At 50.3% G+C, this 15,776-nt stretch carries 16 protein-coding genes; 14 read left to right on the forward strand and 2 right to left on the reverse strand.

The features are described 5' to 3' along the window. Positions 1-31: 31 nt before the first annotated feature. Complete coding sequence (locus ACE3MQ_RS17865) at positions 32-496, forward strand: V4R domain-containing protein (RefSeq protein ID WP_379395066.1); 465 nt, start codon at positions 32-34, stop codon at positions 494-496. 42 nt (positions 497-538) lie between these two features. Next, positions 539-880 carry a cupin domain-containing protein gene (locus ACE3MQ_RS17870; protein WP_379395068.1) on the forward strand — a complete coding sequence of 114 codons (342 nt, stop codon included), beginning with the start codon at positions 539-541 and terminating at the stop codon, positions 878-880. Positions 881-953: 73 nt separating this feature from the next. Here the strand turns inward: ACE3MQ_RS17870 and modB are convergent, their stop codons facing one another. Together modB and modA are read right to left on the reverse strand one after the other, a co-directional pair. Continuing rightward, the gene (modB, locus tag ACE3MQ_RS17875) at positions 954-1,634 is read right to left on the reverse strand and encodes a molybdate ABC transporter permease subunit (protein ID WP_379395070.1); all 681 of its coding nucleotides are present in this window, start codon (positions 1,632-1,634) and stop codon (positions 954-956) included. Next, the gene (modA, locus tag ACE3MQ_RS17880) at positions 1,631-2,434 is read right to left on the reverse strand and encodes a molybdate ABC transporter substrate-binding protein (protein ID WP_379395072.1); all 804 of its coding nucleotides are present in this window, start codon (positions 2,432-2,434) and stop codon (positions 1,631-1,633) included. The genes modB and modA overlap by 4 nt, the downstream gene beginning before the upstream one ends. 531 nt (positions 2,435-2,965) lie before the next feature. Between modA and ACE3MQ_RS17885 the strand changes: the two genes are divergently transcribed. From ACE3MQ_RS17885 to ACE3MQ_RS17940, 12 genes are all read left to right on the forward strand, one after another. After that, positions 2,966-6,640 (forward strand): nitrate reductase subunit alpha, encoded by a 3,675-nt coding sequence (locus tag ACE3MQ_RS17885; RefSeq protein WP_379395074.1) that lies wholly within the window; start codon positions 2,966-2,968, stop codon positions 6,638-6,640. Next, the gene (gene narH, locus ACE3MQ_RS17890) at positions 6,630-8,162 is read left to right on the forward strand and encodes a nitrate reductase subunit beta (RefSeq protein ID WP_379395076.1); all 1,533 of its coding nucleotides are present in this window, start codon (positions 6,630-6,632) and stop codon (positions 8,160-8,162) included. Before ACE3MQ_RS17885 ends, narH begins: the two co-directional genes overlap by 11 nt. Next, a complete protein-coding gene (gene narJ, locus ACE3MQ_RS17895) occupies positions 8,155-8,718 on the forward strand; it encodes a nitrate reductase molybdenum cofactor assembly chaperone (protein WP_379395078.1) in 564 nt (187 codons plus the stop codon). The genes narH and narJ overlap by 8 nt, the downstream gene beginning before the upstream one ends. Further along, entirely contained in the window at positions 8,715-9,407 is a 693-nt protein-coding gene (gene narI, locus ACE3MQ_RS17900) for a respiratory nitrate reductase subunit gamma (RefSeq protein ID WP_379395080.1), read from the forward strand. The genes narJ and narI overlap by 4 nt, the downstream gene beginning before the upstream one ends. Before the next feature lie 51 nt (positions 9,408-9,458). After that, a complete protein-coding gene (locus ACE3MQ_RS17905) occupies positions 9,459-9,929 on the forward strand; it encodes a GAF domain-containing protein (RefSeq protein ID WP_379395082.1) in 471 nt (156 codons plus the stop codon). A 45-nt stretch (positions 9,930-9,974) separates the two neighbouring features. Further along, complete coding sequence (locus ACE3MQ_RS17910; protein WP_379395128.1) at positions 9,975-11,006, forward strand: sensor histidine kinase; 1,032 nt, start codon at positions 9,975-9,977, stop codon at positions 11,004-11,006. Then, positions 11,003-11,650: a response regulator transcription factor gene (locus ACE3MQ_RS17915; protein WP_379395084.1), complete on the forward strand. Its 648-nt coding sequence runs from the start codon at positions 11,003-11,005 to the stop codon at positions 11,648-11,650. Before ACE3MQ_RS17910 ends, ACE3MQ_RS17915 begins: the two co-directional genes overlap by 4 nt. 144 nt (positions 11,651-11,794) lie before the next feature. Next, positions 11,795-13,279 (forward strand): nitrate/nitrite transporter, encoded by a 1,485-nt coding sequence (locus tag ACE3MQ_RS17920; protein WP_379395086.1) that lies wholly within the window; start codon positions 11,795-11,797, stop codon positions 13,277-13,279. 22 nt (positions 13,280-13,301) lie between these two features. Continuing rightward, on the forward strand, positions 13,302-14,318 hold the full coding sequence (gene moaA / locus ACE3MQ_RS17925) for a GTP 3',8-cyclase MoaA (protein WP_379395088.1): 1,017 nt from the start codon (positions 13,302-13,304) through the stop codon (positions 14,316-14,318). Between the two features lie 32 nt (positions 14,319-14,350). Beyond that, positions 14,351-15,076: a YwiC-like family protein gene (locus tag ACE3MQ_RS17930; RefSeq protein WP_379395090.1), complete on the forward strand. Its 726-nt coding sequence runs from the start codon at positions 14,351-14,353 to the stop codon at positions 15,074-15,076. Positions 15,077-15,160: 84 nt separating this feature from the next. Next, the gene (locus ACE3MQ_RS17935) at positions 15,161-15,310 is read left to right on the forward strand and encodes a hypothetical protein (RefSeq protein ID WP_379395092.1); all 150 of its coding nucleotides are present in this window, start codon (positions 15,161-15,163) and stop codon (positions 15,308-15,310) included. A gap of 80 nt (positions 15,311-15,390) precedes the next feature. After that, positions 15,391-15,729, forward strand: a complete 339-nt coding sequence (locus ACE3MQ_RS17940) for a KGG domain-containing protein (protein ID WP_379395094.1) — start codon at positions 15,391-15,393, stop codon at positions 15,727-15,729. Positions 15,730-15,776: the final 47 nt, after the last annotated feature.

Raw genomic sequence — 15,776 nt, forward strand, 5'->3', positions numbered from 1 at the left:
TGTTTATTATGAAGAAACGAGGTGGTTGGGGATGAGCGGCGTGGATACTTTGAAGGAATTTTCTTTTGACGATATGAAGAAGATATCAAGAACAACATTAGGAGATGCGGTGCCGATAGAGCTTTATAGAGCGATTCGCCTCATTGGCATGTATCAAGGGCTGCCGATGAAAGGAAGGGGAACGACAATTACGGTTGGCCGAAAAATCGGGGAAAGTCTGCCCGTCCATTCTGTGCAGGAGCTGCTCGATTTGTTCCGGGAATTGCAGGTAGGTGATCCACAAATTGTTCTCGAGGAGGCCAACAAGCTTCATATCGCGGTGAAAGACTGTTTTTGCGTAGGGCTGCCTGAGATCGAGGGAAGTCTGGTTTGCGATCTGGAAGGGGCAATCATGGAGGGAGCGCTTAGCAAAATGATGGATAAAAGGGTGTTCGTCCGGGAAATCAAATGCAATGTCAATGGAGACGAATGCTGCGAGTATGAAGTGCGATTTTAATTGTCTGCTAAAGCTATTCAAATTATAAGGAGGATGATTACAATGGAAAAAGTTAATCTTTCCCAGTATCAAGAATATCAGGACAACAAATTTACCAAGCGTATTGTTTTTAAGGAAGAGGATAATGTTATTTTTGTATTGAACTTTACTCCGGGAGCGGAGCTGCCAACGCATAAACATCCCGGTGCTAATGTGTATATTTTAGTCCTTGAAGGAGCTGGTTCAGTCACTTGCAATGGCCAGGAATCCGCTGTTACCAAGGGAGATATTGTTCACGTCGTCGGTGACGAAGACTTTTCTTATCGAAGCGGGGAGGATTCTAACTCCAGCTTGTATGTTGTGTTAACGAAGATCCCCAACGAAAACTACGCTAAAAATCTATAGAACTTATATGGATAGAGGTGGTTCAATAAGTCGGGGTAAAAATAAAAATGGTGAGGCAAGCTCGGCGCTTGCTTCACCATTTTTTGTTGTTTCGCTGCGTGATCAACAGCATGACGAAGGAGATCAGGATGATCGTAATCGTCCAAAGCCAGGCGAGCTCCGTATGTCCAGTATCTACGGCGACATAGATGGCGGTGGGGAGGGTCTGCGTTTTGCCCGGAATATTGCCCGCGAACATAATCGTAGCTCCGAATTCTCCCAGCCCCCGGGCAAAGCCAAGAATATAGGCCGTTATCAGGGATTGGCTGCTCAGGGGCAGCGTGATATAACGAAATACTTGCCATTCGCTGGCCCCGCTGGATCGCCCCGCATCCTCCAGCTCGCGATCGATTGAGGCGAAGCCGGATTTCATCGTCTGATAGACGAGCGGGAAGGAGACGACGATGGAAGCGATAACCGCCGCCCACCAAGTGAATACGATTGGCGAGGAGAATAACCACTCAATCGCTTGACCCGCCCCGCTTCTTCTTCCCAAGAGGACTAACAGCAAAAAACCGACAACGGTGGGAGGCAGCACAAGCGGCAGCATTAGCACAGTCTCCAACAAGGTTTTGCCTCTAAACTGCCGTGCGGATACCCATCGGGCTATCGCCGTACCGAAAATCGTCACTAAGACACTGGATAGCAATGCAACCTGCAAGGATAAGCGGATAGGCTGCCAGAATTCCTGCCAAGGGATTTGCATCTGGATCATAAGGGCAGCGGTGCAGAGAAGCCGTATTTTTTGAAGACCTCCAGCGCCTCCTCGGACTGAAGATAATCATATAGCTCTACTGCTTCCTTCATATGCTTGGTCGATTTGAGAATGCCGATCGGATATTCGACGGGAGTGTAGCTGGAGGTGTCCACCGAAAATGCGATGGCAATATTCTGTGAAGTCATCGCATCAGACTGATATACGAAGCCGGCATCGGCGTTACCCGTCTCTACATATTGCAGAACCTGCCGGACATCCTTGGCCTGTATCATCTTTGGCTGGAGCTTGTCCCATAATTGGGCATGCGTTAAAGTCTCCCGGGCATAGCTTCCCGCCGGAACACTCTCGGGAATGCCAATCGCTACTAACTGGATCTCCTCCTTTGTTAAATCCTGCAGTTCTCGAACTTCGACCTGGCTGCCGCCAGAGCTAGAGGTGATGACGACGAGCTCATTCTTTAACACAATTTGGTGCTGGCTGGCTTCGATGAGCCCCTGGTCGACCAAGGCATTCATATTTTGGGTTGCCGCAGAAAGAAATAAGTCTACGGGCGCGCCCTGCTCGATTTGCTTCTGCAGAGCACCGGAGCCTCCGAAATTGAAATGGAGCTTCACGGCAGGGTGCTCATCCTCATAGGAGGATTGTATTTCCTTCATGGCATCCGTGAGGCTGGCGGCTGCTGAAATCGTAAGCTCCACCTTTTCTTTGGAGGCATCCCCCGTACTGGAAGCTGCGTTGCAGCCCGCCAATAGAGAAGCTAACAGGAACAGGGCGAGGAATGATCCTAATTTCCTCATATATATAAACTCCCTTCAGGATTAAGATAACAGGTCGTATCCATGGTTCGCGTTTCATTATACTGGGTCGGCTCATTGCAAGTAAACCCACTATAGCACGCAAACCGCCGCCTTATGCTAGAAAGAGGGAATTCTCCGCAGGGATATAGGGATTTCCCCTTATAGGAAAAAGAGGTGCTCCCTCTCATAATAGATGTATAAGTACGAGTTCAAAAAATCAGGCTTTCAGCACCGAGAAGGTTGAATGAAGCTAGGGACTGAGGAGCACAGCTACACGTTTTCGTAGAAAGCGACTACGGAAGCATACGCTAGGCAAAACCTACGTGAGCACCTAAAATGTTTCCGAAGGAAACATACTTCGAAAGCATAGGCTAGGCCCGGATGAATTCAAGATTCGATGCCGAATGGACTTCTTGTGTTGCTACGTGATCAAAGATTGATTTTTTGAACAACCTCTATAAGAATAGACAATCTATTGATTCCCATCATATCATTGTCGTTCTGCAGAGGGAGTGAGGATGTCCAATGAAAATGAAACGGAAATTTGGACTGAAGTTTTTTAAACCGACAGAAAGCTATTCCGGAAACTGGTCGATTCTCGAGGAGAAGGATCGGACTTGGGAGAACATGTATCGCGGTCGCTGGTCGCATGACAAAGTGGTACGCACGACGCATGGCGTCAATTGCACGGGCTCCTGCAGCTGGAAGGTATTTGTGAAGAATGGAATTATAACATGGGAAAATCAGCAAATCGACTATCCGTCATGCGGCCCGGATATGCCTGAATTCGAACCGCGCGGCTGCCCGCGCGGCGCTTCATTTTCGTGGTATGAATATAGCCCGTTGCGAGTGAAATACCCGTATATGCGGGGGCGGTTATGGCGCATGTGGAAGCAAGCCCTGCAGGAAGCCTCCGATCCAGTCGCGGCGTGGTCAAGCATTGTGGAGGATCCAGAGAAGGCAAGAGCTTATAAACAAGCTCGTGGAAAGGGCGGCCACGTCCGCGTTACCTGGGAGGAAGCCACCCGGCTAATCGCTGCGCAGCTCATCTATACGATTCGCAAGTATGGGCCGGATCGTATTGCCGGCTTCACGCCTATTCCAGCGATGTCGATGATTAGCTACGCTTCAGGCGCACGATTCATTTCACTGCTCGGAGGGGAAATGCTTAGCTTCTATGATTGGTATGCCGATCTTCCGCCGGCATCGCCCCAAATTTGGGGGGAGCAGACGGATGTGCCGGAGTCAAGCGACTGGTACAATTCCGGCTACCTGATGATGTGGGGCTCTAACGTACCGCTGACACGCACGCCGGATGCTCATTTCATGACAGAGGTTCGCTACAAAGGAACGAAGGTAGTATCAATCGCCCCGGATTATGCCGAAAACGTGAAATTCGCCGATAACTGGCTTGCACCGAACCCGGGTACGGATGCCGCTCTTGCGCAGGCGATGACGCATGTCATTTTAAATGAATTTTATGAGGAGCGCCAGGAGCCGGTGTTCCTGGATTATGCGAAGCAATATACAGACATGCCTTTCCTGATTCTCCTGGAACCGCATGAAGGCAGCTATAAAGCAGGCCGTTTCTTGCGAGCCAGCGATTTGGGAGACGCTTCGCCGCATGCCGAATGGAAACCGGTTATTTGGGATGAAGCAGCAAATGAAATTACGATTCCTAACGGAACGATGGGCCAGCGCTGGGAGAAGGACAAGAAATGGAACCTCATTCTGGAGCGGGAAGACGGCACAAGGATCTTGCCCTCGTTGTCCATTGAAGCACATGGCGGCGAATGGAAAGAAATTGTCTTTCCATTCTTTGATAATACCGGAAATGGAACCTTCAAGCGTACGATTCCAGCCCGACCGATTCAGCTTGCCGATGGAACACAGCGGCTGGTCGCTACGGTATATGACTTAATGCTAAGTCAATATGGCGTGCGTCGTACCGGCGGCAAAGACCATGCGAACGGATATGATGATGCCTTATCCCGCTATACTCCTGCATGGCAGGAGCAAATTACGGGGGTCAAGTCTTCGATTGTCGTTCAAATTGCCCGCGAATTCGCCCAGAATTCCCTGGATACCGGAGGACGCTCCATGATTATTATGGGAGCCGGCATCAATCACTGGTTTAACAGCGATACGATCTACCGATCTATCCTGAACCTTGTCATTCTGACTGCCTCGCAGGGCGTAAACGGCGGGGGCTGGGCGCATTACGTAGGACAGGAGAAATGCCGCCCGATCGAAGGCTGGTCAACGATTTCCTTCGCGAAGGACTGGCAGGGAGCTGCCCGTCAGCAAAATGCGACCTCGTTCTTCTATTTTGCCACCGATCAGTGGAAGTACGAGGAGACGGGCACGGAATCGCTGAAATCGCCGACTGGCGGAGAGATTCGCTATCAGCATCCGGCCGATTATAATGTACTCGCGGCGCGCCTGGGCTGGCTCCCATCCTATCCGCAGTTCAATAAGAGCAGCCTGGCGTTTGCCGAGGAAGCTGCTTCGAGCGGAGCAGCGGATAACGATAGCATTATCCAGCATGCGCAGGATCAAATTGTCTCGGGAAAAACGAGATTTGCCATTGAAGACCCTGATGCTCCTGAGAACTACCCGCGAACCTTGTTCGTCTGGCGTTCCAATCTGATCTCAAGCTCGGCGAAGGGGCAGGAGTACTTCATGAAGCACTTGCTCGGCACCGCCGATGGGCTGCTCTCTGTGCCGAACGAGGAGGATAAACCGCAGGAGATGGTTTGGCGGGACGAGGTGGAAGGAAAACTGGATCTGCTGGTCGCGCTGGATTTCCGCATGACCTCTACGCCGATGTACGCGGATATCGTCTTGCCTGCGGCCACATGGTATGAGAAGACGGATCTGTCTTCCACCGATATGCATCCATTTGTACACCCGTTTAACCCTGCGGTCGATCCGCTATGGGAATCCCGTTCAGATTGGGATATTTATCGGACGATTGCAAAGGATTTTTCGGAAATGGCGAAGGAATATTTGCCAGGCGTATACAAGGATCTTGTCGCCTCGCCGCTTGCGCATGATTCTGTGAACGAGATCGCCCAGCCTTATGGCGAAATCAAGGATTGGCGCAAGGGAGAAGTTGAACCGATTCCCGGCAAAACGATGCCGAATTTAAGCATCATCGAACGCGATTATACGAAAATTTACGATAAATATGTAACGCTCGGGCCGAATCTGGCCACTGGCAAGGTGGGAGCTCACGGTGTCAGCTTCTCGGTTGCCGAGGAATATGAGGAATTAAAACGCATGAATGGCACATATCACGACGACACGATCAAAAATGGGCTGCCGAAGCTCCGTACCGCTCGTCATGCGGCCGACGCGATTCTCAATTTATCCTCGGCGACGAACGGAAGGGTATCCCAACGGGCCTGGGAGTCGGCCGAGCAGGATACGGGAGTCGAGTTGAAGGATATTTCCGCAGATCGCGCAGCCGAGCGCATCACGTTCCAGAGCATCACGGTACAGCCGCGTGAAGTGATCCCTACGCCGGTATTTAGCGGCTCGAACAAGATGGGCCGGCGATATTCGCCGTTCACGACGAATATCGAACGTCTGGTTCCTTTTCGGACATTGACGGGAAGACAGCACTTTTATATCGATCATGAGCTCTTCCTGCAATTCGGCGAGGCCCTGCCGGTGTATAAGCCGACGCTGCCGCCCATGGTTTTCGGGCCTAGGGACAAACAGATTACCGGGGGCATGGATACGCTCGTGCTTCGCTATTTGACCCCGCATGGCAAATGGAATATCCACAGCACGTACCAGGATAATTTGCATATGCTGACCTTATTCCGCGGCGGGCCGACGGTTTGGATCAATGACGAGGATGCAGCGGCGCATCGGATCGAGGATAATGATTGGCTTGAGGTGTACAACCGCAACGGCGTCGTTACCGCACGGGCCGTCGTCAGCCACCGCATGCCGAAGGGCACATTGTTCATGTATCACGCACAGGATAAGCATATTAATGTGCCGGGCTCCGAAATTACGAAGGAGCGCGGGGGAAGCCATAACGCGCCGACGAGAATTCATGTCAAGCCTACGCAAATGGTAGGCGGCTACGCTCAGCTCAGTTACGGCTTCAACTATTACGGGCCGATAGGGAATCAGCGGGATGTCTATGTGGCTGTCCGTAAAATGAAGGAGGTCAACTGGCTTGAAGATTAAAGCGCAAATCGCCATGGTCATGAATTTGGATAAGTGCATCGGGTGCCATACCTGCAGCGTGACCTGCAAGAGCACATGGACGAATCGTCCGGGTGCTGAATACATGTGGTTCAACAATGTGGAAACGAAGCCCGGCATCGGTTATCCGAAGCGGTGGGAGGATCAAGAGCAGTACAAGGGCGGCTGGACGCTGAAGAACGGCAAGCTTGAATTGAAATCGGGAAACAAGCTGTCCAAAATCGCCCTCGGCAAAATCTTTCATAACCCTGACATGCCGGAGATGAAGGATTACTATGAGCCGTGGAATTACAACTATGAACACCTCACGAATGCAGGAGAGAAAAAGCATCAGCCCGTAGCGCGTCCGAAGTCGGCGATTACGGGCGACAATATGGATCTGGACTGGGGGCCCAACTGGGAGGATGATCTGGCCGGAGCCCATGTAACGGGCCCTAAAGACCCGAATATCGAGAAGATCGAAGAGGAGATCAAGTTTAACTTCGAGCAGGCCTTCATGATGTATCTCCCTCGACTGTGCGAGCACTGCCTGAACCCGAGCTGCGTAGCCTCCTGCCCGTCCGGGGCGATGTACAAACGCGACGAGGACGGCATTGTCCTCGTCGACCAGGAGGCCTGCCGCGGCTGGCGTTACTGCATGACCGGCTGTCCGTACAAGAAGGTGTACTTCAACTGGCAGACGAATAAGGCGGAGAAATGCACCTTCTGCTTTCCGCGGATTGAAGCCGGGCTTCCGACGGTATGCTCAGAAACATGTACAGGGCGCATACGTTACCTCGGCGTGCTGCTGTACGATGCCGACCGCGTGCAGGAGGCGGCTTCTATGCCGGAGGAGAAGGATTTGTACCAGGCGCAGTGCGATTTGTTTCTGGATCCGAATGATCCGGCGATCATTGCACAGGCCCGGGCAGACGGCATAACCGAGGAGTGGATTGAAGCGGCCCAGCAATCTCCGATTTATAAGCTGGCAATCGAATACAAGCTCGCGTTTCCGCTGCACCCTGAATACCGGACACTGCCGATGGTCTGGTATGTGCCGCCGCTCAGCCCGATCATGAATTATTTTGAGGGCAAGGATTCGATTCAGAACCCGGATATGATTTTCCCGGCAATTGAGGAAATGAGAACGCCTATTCAGTACCTGGCTAACATGCTGACCGCGGGCGATCCCGAGCCGGTAAAGGAATCTCTGCAGCGTCTGGCGATGATGAGATCTTATATGAGATCCCTGCAAACCGGCCAGCCTTTTGAGGAGCAGCGGCTGCATCGCCTTGGATTGGACGCGCACCAAACGGAACAAATCTATCGCCTGCTGGCCATTGCCAAATACGAGGATCGTTTCGTCATTCCGACGTCCCATAAGGAAACGTATCTGGACACTTATCATGCACAGGGCTCTGAGGGGTTCGGGATGGATTGCGGCGGCTGTGGATTTGCTGGAGCGCCGGGGAACAAAAATGCAAAAGAGGAAGAGAATTTCTATGGGGGAATTTGGCGTGATTAATCTTGAGAAGCTATATGAAAACAAGCCGTTATTCGGTTTTTTCGCCCAGCAGCTCACGTACCCCGAGAAGCTCGACTTTCATCCATCTTTGATGGAAGAAATACTAGATCCAGCCGATCCGGCTTACGAGCATGTCGAGCGATTCTGGGAGCTGATGCACGGCTACAGCCTGGAGCAAATTGAAGAGATGTATGTGCAGACCTTCGATTTTCAAAAGGATTCGACCTTGTACATGACCTATTTTAAATTCGAGGATTCGAAGGAGCGCGGGCAAATGCTGGCCAAGCTGAAAATCCTGTACCAGATGTTCGGGCTGGATATGCCGGATCATGAATTGTCGGATTACTTGCCGCTGATGTGCGAGTTTATCTACGCCGCCGAATGGCGGGGATACCCGCAGGCCGAGAGGGATTTCAGCGTCTTGGCGGGCGTGATCGAGGACGGAACCTATCATTTGCTGAAATCGTTGGAGAAGAACAGCAGCCCCTATTTTCATCTGATTAAAGCTTTGCGGGAAACCTTGAAATCCTGTATCAGACAGGAGGAGATACGATGAGCTTGCTGGATCAATTTCTATGGGTCATTTTCCCTTATGCTTGTATCGTCGTATTCGTGGTCGGCCATATATACCGTTATCGCCATGACCAGTTCAACTGGACGGCCAAATCGAGTGAATTTATTGAGAAGAAGCATCTCAAGGCAGGCAGCCTGATGTTCCATCTCGGCATTATTCCGGTCATTGGCGGACATATCGCCGGATTGGGCATCCCTAAAGAATGGATGGAATCACTGGGCATTAGCGATCATCTTTACCATCTCGGAGCGGTATATATCGGCAGTATATTCGGATTTCTTACGCTGGGAGGAATGCTCCTTCTGACGGCGCGCCGATTAACGATCAAAAATGTTCGCAAATTAAGCTCCGCCTCCGATATCATCGTAAACCTGCTGCTTCTGTTTATCGTGATCATGGGGATGTACAGCACGATCGTGACCAATGCCGTCCAGCCCGAGTTCGATTATCGATCCAGCGTATCGATTTGGTTCCGCGATCTTTTCGTGCTCCGCCCGGATGCCAGCTTCATGGCCGATGTGCCGCTTTCGTTCAAGATTCATATTTTGGCCGGATTCTTTATATTTGCTCTGTGGCCGTTCACTAGGCTGGTTCACGTCTGGAGCGTTCCGTTGAATTATGTGGGGAGAAGTTATATCCTATACAGGAAGAACCGTAAACATGGATTGTAGAGAGAAGGCGCAGCGCCTTCTTTCTTTTCAATAAGCAAGGGAGCAAATAGGATGAAGGATGAACCGAATTTTGATTTTGATTATCAACTGGCGATCGATACCCTTCGGGAACGATTTGACTTTGATTTCGTCTCGATTGCACTGGTGCAATCGGCGGCGAACCAATTCGTGCTGACATGGCAATATGCATCGGGCAATTTAAATCAGCGTTATAAGCGAATTGTATTGCATTCGGGCAAAGGGATTGCCGGGATCGTGTTCAAGACGGGAAAACCGATGCTTATTCAAAATATAGAGGCGGAGCTCGATCCGGGCGATTTATTTAATTACCCGATCATCGTGGCCGAGCAGCTCAAAACAGTATGTGCGATTCCTTTATGGAAGGATAGCCGCGTTACGGGGGTATTGCTCGTGGGCTTCCGCGAAGAAAACCGATTGACATCGTCGCTGTTAGACGATTTCAGGCAGCATTTAGACCCTTCGTTCGGCCCATTTTTCACCAGAGAGCTGGTAGAGGAGTGACCTCGCTTGAAGGATACCAAACTATCTCATGATCTGTTAAAAAAAATGTATGATAACAGCATGGAGGCGATCTTCTTCATCAGCAATGAAGGGGAAATTCTGCATATGAACCCGGCTGCGGAGAGCATCCTTGATCTGGATGTCATCGAGCAGCTGCACAGAGGCGAGAAGATTTCGATCTGCCAGTCCTGTGCCGGCTATACGAATGAGGAAGCGATGATATCATGCATAAATTGCTTTCTAAGCAACAGAGGGGAAGACTTCTCCTCCTTTCAAGTCTATCTAAACACGCGGGGCAAAGGGCTTGTGCCTTATGCGGCAAGCTTTCATCGAATTGATGAAGCGGAGGACATTCGCGTCTTCATGCTGCTTAACTTGACGAAGCAGTATCGAACTCAGGAAATGCTCCACCAGACGAATATGACCAAATACGTCATCAAAGCGCAGGAAGACGAGCGAAAGCGGATTTCCCGGGAGCTGCACGACAGCGTCGCCCAGGAGCTGCTCAGCTCGCTCGTCGATCTGCGTGTTCTAAAATATATGGATACGGATCAGGTTGTCCTGAACAAGCTGCAGCAGACTGAAGCCTCGTTGACCCGGCTGCTGGAGGATATTCGGCGCTTAGCCGTTGAATTGCGTCCAGCCTCTCTGGACGATTTCGGGCTGGAGGCGGCTTTTCGCTCTCATTTCAAATGGATCGAGAAAAATTACGGCTTGCTTGTGGACTTTAAAACAGAACTGTCCGCCGCACGTTACAGCAACGAAATCGAAACGGTCGTCTACCGAATATGTCAGGAAGCCGTATTGAACGCGCTTAAATATGCCAATACGGATGAAATATCAGTTAGACTGTTCGAGGAGGAGGGAGAGCTTCAGCTTATCGTTCAGGACGAGGGCTCCGGCTTCCATTTGAACGCCAGGGATGCAAGGGGAACGGGGCTCGGCCTGTTCGGCATGCGGGAACGGGCGGAGCTGGTACAAGGCCAGTTAACGATTTTATCTGAGGTGGGTGCAGGAACCAAGGTTCACCTTCGCATACCTTTATCACCATTTATTCAGGGAGGGGATCGGGAGTGAAGATTGTCATCGCCGATGATCATGCCGTCGTGCGCAGCGGCTTTTCCATGATTCTGAATTATCAGCCGGATATGGAGGTCGTGGCCACGGCTGCGGACGGAATAGAGGCTTATCAAATGGTCGCCAAGCATAGCCCCGATGTCTTGCTGATGGATTTAAGCATGCCTCCTGGTGAAAGCGGGTTAATCGCGACAGGGAAAATCAGCAGCGATTATCCGGATACGAAAATATTGATTCTCACGATGTACGATGATGAGGAGTATTTATTTCATGTCCTGAAAAACGGCGCGGCGGGTTATGTGCTGAAAAATGCGCCCGACGAGGAGCTTTTGCTGGCGATCCGCACCGTTCATCAAGGCGGAACGTATATCCACTCCAAAATGGCGACCTCTTTGGTGAGGGAATTCATTAAGAAGGATCAGGAATCCAGCGATTCCGATCCCTTCAATCAGCTGACCAAGCGGGAAATCGAAATATTGCCGCTCGTTGCCAAGGGTTACGGCAACAAGGAAATCGCTGAAAGGCTGTATATCTCTGTAAAAACCGTAGAAGTGCACAAGGCGAAAATCATGGAGAAGCTGGGCTTAAAAAGCCGGCCGGAGCTTGTTGAGTATGCGCTCAAGAAGAAGCTTCTCGATTTTTGAAGCATCGAAAAAAACAACTATAGTTTAGGGATTTCCTTGGCAGGATCAGGGGAAATCCCTATTATTTTTTTCCCCAGGTCACCCTTACAATAGATATTGGGAATCAATACATTGTCATTCAGTACGTAGGAATTAGGTGATCTGATGATAAGAAAAATACAATTGCCCTTGCAAACGATGAATCTTGTGCTAGGTTTTATGGTTTGGGTAATTATTTCGTCGCTTCTTCCATTTATTAAAGAGGACATTTCAATTCCGCCCGAACAGCTGGCGATCGTAACGGCCATTCCTGTGGTGCTGGGCTCGATCCTGCGCATCCCCTTTGGTTATTATGCGAATGTCCTTGGTGCTCGCTTTGTATTTTCTGTGAGTTTCATCTTGTTGCTTTTCCCGGTATTCTATATTAGTAAGGCTTCTACGTTTGCCGATTTGGTTATCGGCGGCTTGTTCCTGGGGATTGGCGGAGCCGTATTCTCGGTTGGGGTCACGTCCTTGCCGAAATACTATCCGAAGGAAAGACACGGGCTAGTCAATGGAGTTTATGGGATCGGCAATTTGGGGACGGCCATTACGACCTTTGCGGCACCGGTTGTCGCGTCTCAGGCAGGCTGGTCGTTTACGGTTAAACTGTATCTTGTGCTGCTATTGATTTTTATAGCTCTGAATGTCATCTTCGGTGATCGAAAAGAAACGAAGGTCAAGACACCGATTCTCGAGGAGATCAAGGGTGTTTATAAGAACGATAAGCTATGGCTGTTCTCGCTTTTTTATTTTATTACGTTTGGTTCGTTTGTAGCCTTTACGGTGTACCTGCCGAATTTTCTGGTATCTCATTTTGAACTGGATAAAGTCGATGCGGGCATGCGTACCGCCGGGTTTATCGCTTTGGCAACTTTTATGCGCCCGCTCGGCGGATGGCTGGGGGATAAGTTCAAGCCGCTCGTATTGCTCATGGGCGTGTTTCTGGGCCTGACTGTGTCAGCCATCCTTCTCGCCTTCTCTCCATCCATTGGGCTTTATACTGTAGGCAGCTTGACGATAGCGATTTGCGCAGGCATAGGAAATGGCGTTATCTTTAAGCTTGTCCCGCAGTATTTTAGCAAGCAGGCCGGGACGGTGAACGGAATCGTGTCGATGATGGGCGGGCTGGGAGGCTTTTTTCCTCCGCTGATGCTGTCGATGATTTATTCTATGACAGGTCAATATTCCATCGGCTTCATGGCTTTGTCTCAGGTCGCCCTAGCCAGTCTTATTCTCGTCGTATGGATGTATTACCATGATCGGCTGGTTGTATCGAACGAGGTGTTTCAGTCGACGGGGCAGGGGATTCTGGTTACGGATTCGAAAGGTGTGATTCGAAACGTTAATCCGGCGTTCACGAAGCTCACGGGTTATGAAGAGGCGGAGGTTGTCGGCAACAAGCCGAGTATTCTAAAATCAGGAAGACAGTCTGGAACATTTTACGAGGAAATGTGGAACAGCATCAGGCAAACAGGACAATGGCAAGGAGAAATTTGGAATCGTCGCAAAAGCGGGCAGGAATACTTGGAGTTCCTGACGATCAATGCGGTTAAAGATGAGTCGGGAGAAGTCGTTCATTACGTCGGCTTATTCAGTGATATTAGCTAGATAGAGAGAGGCGGCATGTAATATGACTATAGAACCTATACGTGATCAGCTGCGTCGGCCGATCCGCGATTTGCGGATTTCCGTCACGGATCGCTGCAATTTTCGCTGCATCTATTGCATGCCGAAGGAAATTTTCGGTGATGATTATAAATTTTTGCCGAAAAATGATCAACTGACTGTGGATGAGATTTGCACGGTGGCCCGGATATTCGCCTCACTCGGGGTCAAGAAAATTCGGATCACCGGCGGGGAGCCCTTGCTGCGGAGAGATTTGCCGGAAATTGTAGGGAGGCTGTCGAGGTTGGAGGGAATCGAAGATGTGGGGCTGACGACGAATGGCCTTCTTCTGAAGCAGTACGCTCAGCCGTTATTTGATCAAGGCTTGCGCCGGTTGAATATCAGTCTGGATGCGCTTGAACCCGAGCTGTTTGCTTATATGAACGGACGAGGCATTGAACCCGGCATCATTTTGGACAATATTATCTATGCAAGAGAAGTGGGCTTTCAGGTTAAAGTCAACATGGTTGTGCAAAAGGGCGTGAATGACCGCGAAATCCTTCCGATGGCCGCATATTTCAAGCAGCTCGGCATCACGCTGTGCTTTATCGAATTCATGGATGTCGGGAACGACAATGCCTGGAGCATAGAGCAGGTCGTGACCAAGCAAGAGATTTACGACAGGCTGTCCGCAGGGGACGAGCTGGAGCCCTTGGAGCCGCATTATTATGGAGAGGTAGCGCAGCGGTATCGGTACAAGGACGGAGCAGCGGAGATCGGATTCATTACCTCGGTGTCGGAATCCTTCTGCTCTACATGCACCCGGGCACGGTTGTCATCGGAGGGTAAATTTTATACCTGCCTGTTCGCATCACGCGGTTTTGACTTGCGGGAGCTGCTTCGCGGAGGAGCATCCGAAGAGGAAATCCTCTCCGCCATTCGCGGCGTTTGGGAGAAGCGGGAGGATCGCTATTCCGATGAACGAACACAGCAGCGGGCATCCCAGCGTACCAAGATAAATATGTCCTATATTGGCGGGTAAAAAGAAAGTAGTCAAGAGGAGAGTCAGAGCTTGTGAAAAAGCATGGGATTGTAATCCCTCATGAGCATGGGGGATGGGCCATGGTCTGTGTTCCCTTCGCGATCGGAATGATGGCGGGGAAGCCGCAGGGGACGCATTTGTTCCTATTTCTGGCATGGCTGTTTCTATATTTATCGTCTTATCCGCTCCTTCAATCTATCAAAAGACGCAGGGATCGCATGCATTTGGTTCAATGGGGAGCGATCTACGGCTCGATTGCGGTTCTATGCTTAATTCCGGTACTTCTCCGTCAGCCGCAGCTGCTGTATTTCGGGCCGATTTTACTCGTGCTGCTGATGGTCAACATTTGGTATGTTAAACAAAAATCCGAACGGTCATGGTTCAATGATCTGTGCGCCATTCTAATTTTCTCGCTGGGCGGGGCAGCTGCTTATTTGCTCGGCGGCGGCGGTTGGAACCGCATGATGCTTCTTATAATCGTATTCAATACGCTATATTTCATGGGCAGCGTGTTCTTTGTGAAGTCCGTATTTCGCGAACGGACAAATAAGCGATGGCTTGCCTGCGCGAAAGGCTATCACGTACTGCTCCTGATTATTCCTTGGCTGCTGGGCCTGCCCTTCATGATGATGGCCTATTTGTTCTCGGGGATCCGCACCTTTCTTTTTGCGGGAAAAGCATTGCGGCCTATGAAAGTAGGAATCATAGAAATTATCGGTTCTGTTCAATACCTGCTGATTGCTGTCTTTGTGTTGTAACCATGCTTGCTGTTTCGATGATCTCCAGACAGGTTAATTTTAACCGTCAATGCAAATCGTATAGATTTAAAAGGAGAGAACGATATGATGAACCAGAAGCAGCCAGCGAAAGAGCTGGATCATACATTGAAAAAAATCACGATTACCGTAAATGGAGAGTCGCTAGGCTATGATATCCTTCTTGACAAAGTCACTTATGTCCCGATAGCCAAGACCTATAATATCCGTCGCTGATGTTTTAATTTCCTTCGAGCGGGTAATACAATACCGTACCCGATAGAGTACCTTACAAATACGATAAGGAGTGAACCAACATGGCTAACAAAAATCGTGACGGTAAGATGAGCTTGGAGGAAGCAGGACGCAAAGGCGGCGAGGCGACCGCTAGAAATCATGACAAAGAGTTCTATCAGGAGATCGGACAGAAGGGCGGCGAAGCCACAGCCCGGAATCATGATAAGGATTTCTACCAGGAAATCGGGAAAAAAGGTGGCGAAGCCACTTCGCGTAACCACGATAAAGAGTTCTATCAGGAGATTGGACAAAAAGGCGGCGAAGCCCGCAGAGATTCCGATAATGATAACGGAAAGATGAGCCGTGAGGAGGCGGGACGCAAGGGCGGCGAAGCCCGTGCCCGTCAGCGGAGAAATTAATATAAAATATAGACGGCCTTAGGCCAAATAAGATGACCTCTGATCTT

It is taken from the genome of Paenibacillus lentus (assembly GCF_042714055.1).
GTDB classification, from domain to species: domain Bacteria; phylum Bacillota; class Bacilli; order Paenibacillales; family Paenibacillaceae; genus Fontibacillus; species Fontibacillus lentus_A.

Excerpts from the sequence above, each read along its gene's own strand:
- ACE3MQ_RS17865 (WP_379395066.1), top strand. The coding sequence starts at position 32 with ATGAGCGGCGTGGATACTTTGAAGGAATTTTCTTTTGACGATATGAAG.
- ACE3MQ_RS17870 (WP_379395068.1), top strand. The coding sequence starts at position 539 with ATGGAAAAAGTTAATCTTTCCCAGTATCAAGAATATCAGGACAACAAA.
- modB (WP_379395070.1), bottom strand. The coding sequence starts at position 1,634 with ATGATCCAGATGCAAATCCCTTGGCAGGAATTCTGGCAGCCTATCCGC.
- modA (WP_379395072.1), bottom strand. The coding sequence starts at position 2,434 with ATGAGGAAATTAGGATCATTCCTCGCCCTGTTCCTGTTAGCTTCTCTA.
- ACE3MQ_RS17885 (WP_379395074.1), top strand. The coding sequence starts at position 2,966 with ATGAAACGGAAATTTGGACTGAAGTTTTTTAAACCGACAGAAAGCTAT.
- narI (WP_379395080.1), top strand. The coding sequence starts at position 8,715 with ATGAGCTTGCTGGATCAATTTCTATGGGTCATTTTCCCTTATGCTTGT.
- ACE3MQ_RS17905 (WP_379395082.1), top strand. The coding sequence starts at position 9,459 with ATGAAGGATGAACCGAATTTTGATTTTGATTATCAACTGGCGATCGAT.
- ACE3MQ_RS17910 (WP_379395128.1), top strand. The coding sequence starts at position 9,975 with ATGTATGATAACAGCATGGAGGCGATCTTCTTCATCAGCAATGAAGGG.
- ACE3MQ_RS17920 (WP_379395086.1), top strand. The coding sequence starts at position 11,795 with ATGATAAGAAAAATACAATTGCCCTTGCAAACGATGAATCTTGTGCTA.
- moaA (WP_379395088.1), top strand. The coding sequence starts at position 13,302 with ATGACTATAGAACCTATACGTGATCAGCTGCGTCGGCCGATCCGCGAT.
- ACE3MQ_RS17935 (WP_379395092.1), top strand. The coding sequence starts at position 15,161 with ATGATGAACCAGAAGCAGCCAGCGAAAGAGCTGGATCATACATTGAAA.
- ACE3MQ_RS17940 (WP_379395094.1), top strand. The coding sequence starts at position 15,391 with ATGGCTAACAAAAATCGTGACGGTAAGATGAGCTTGGAGGAAGCAGGA.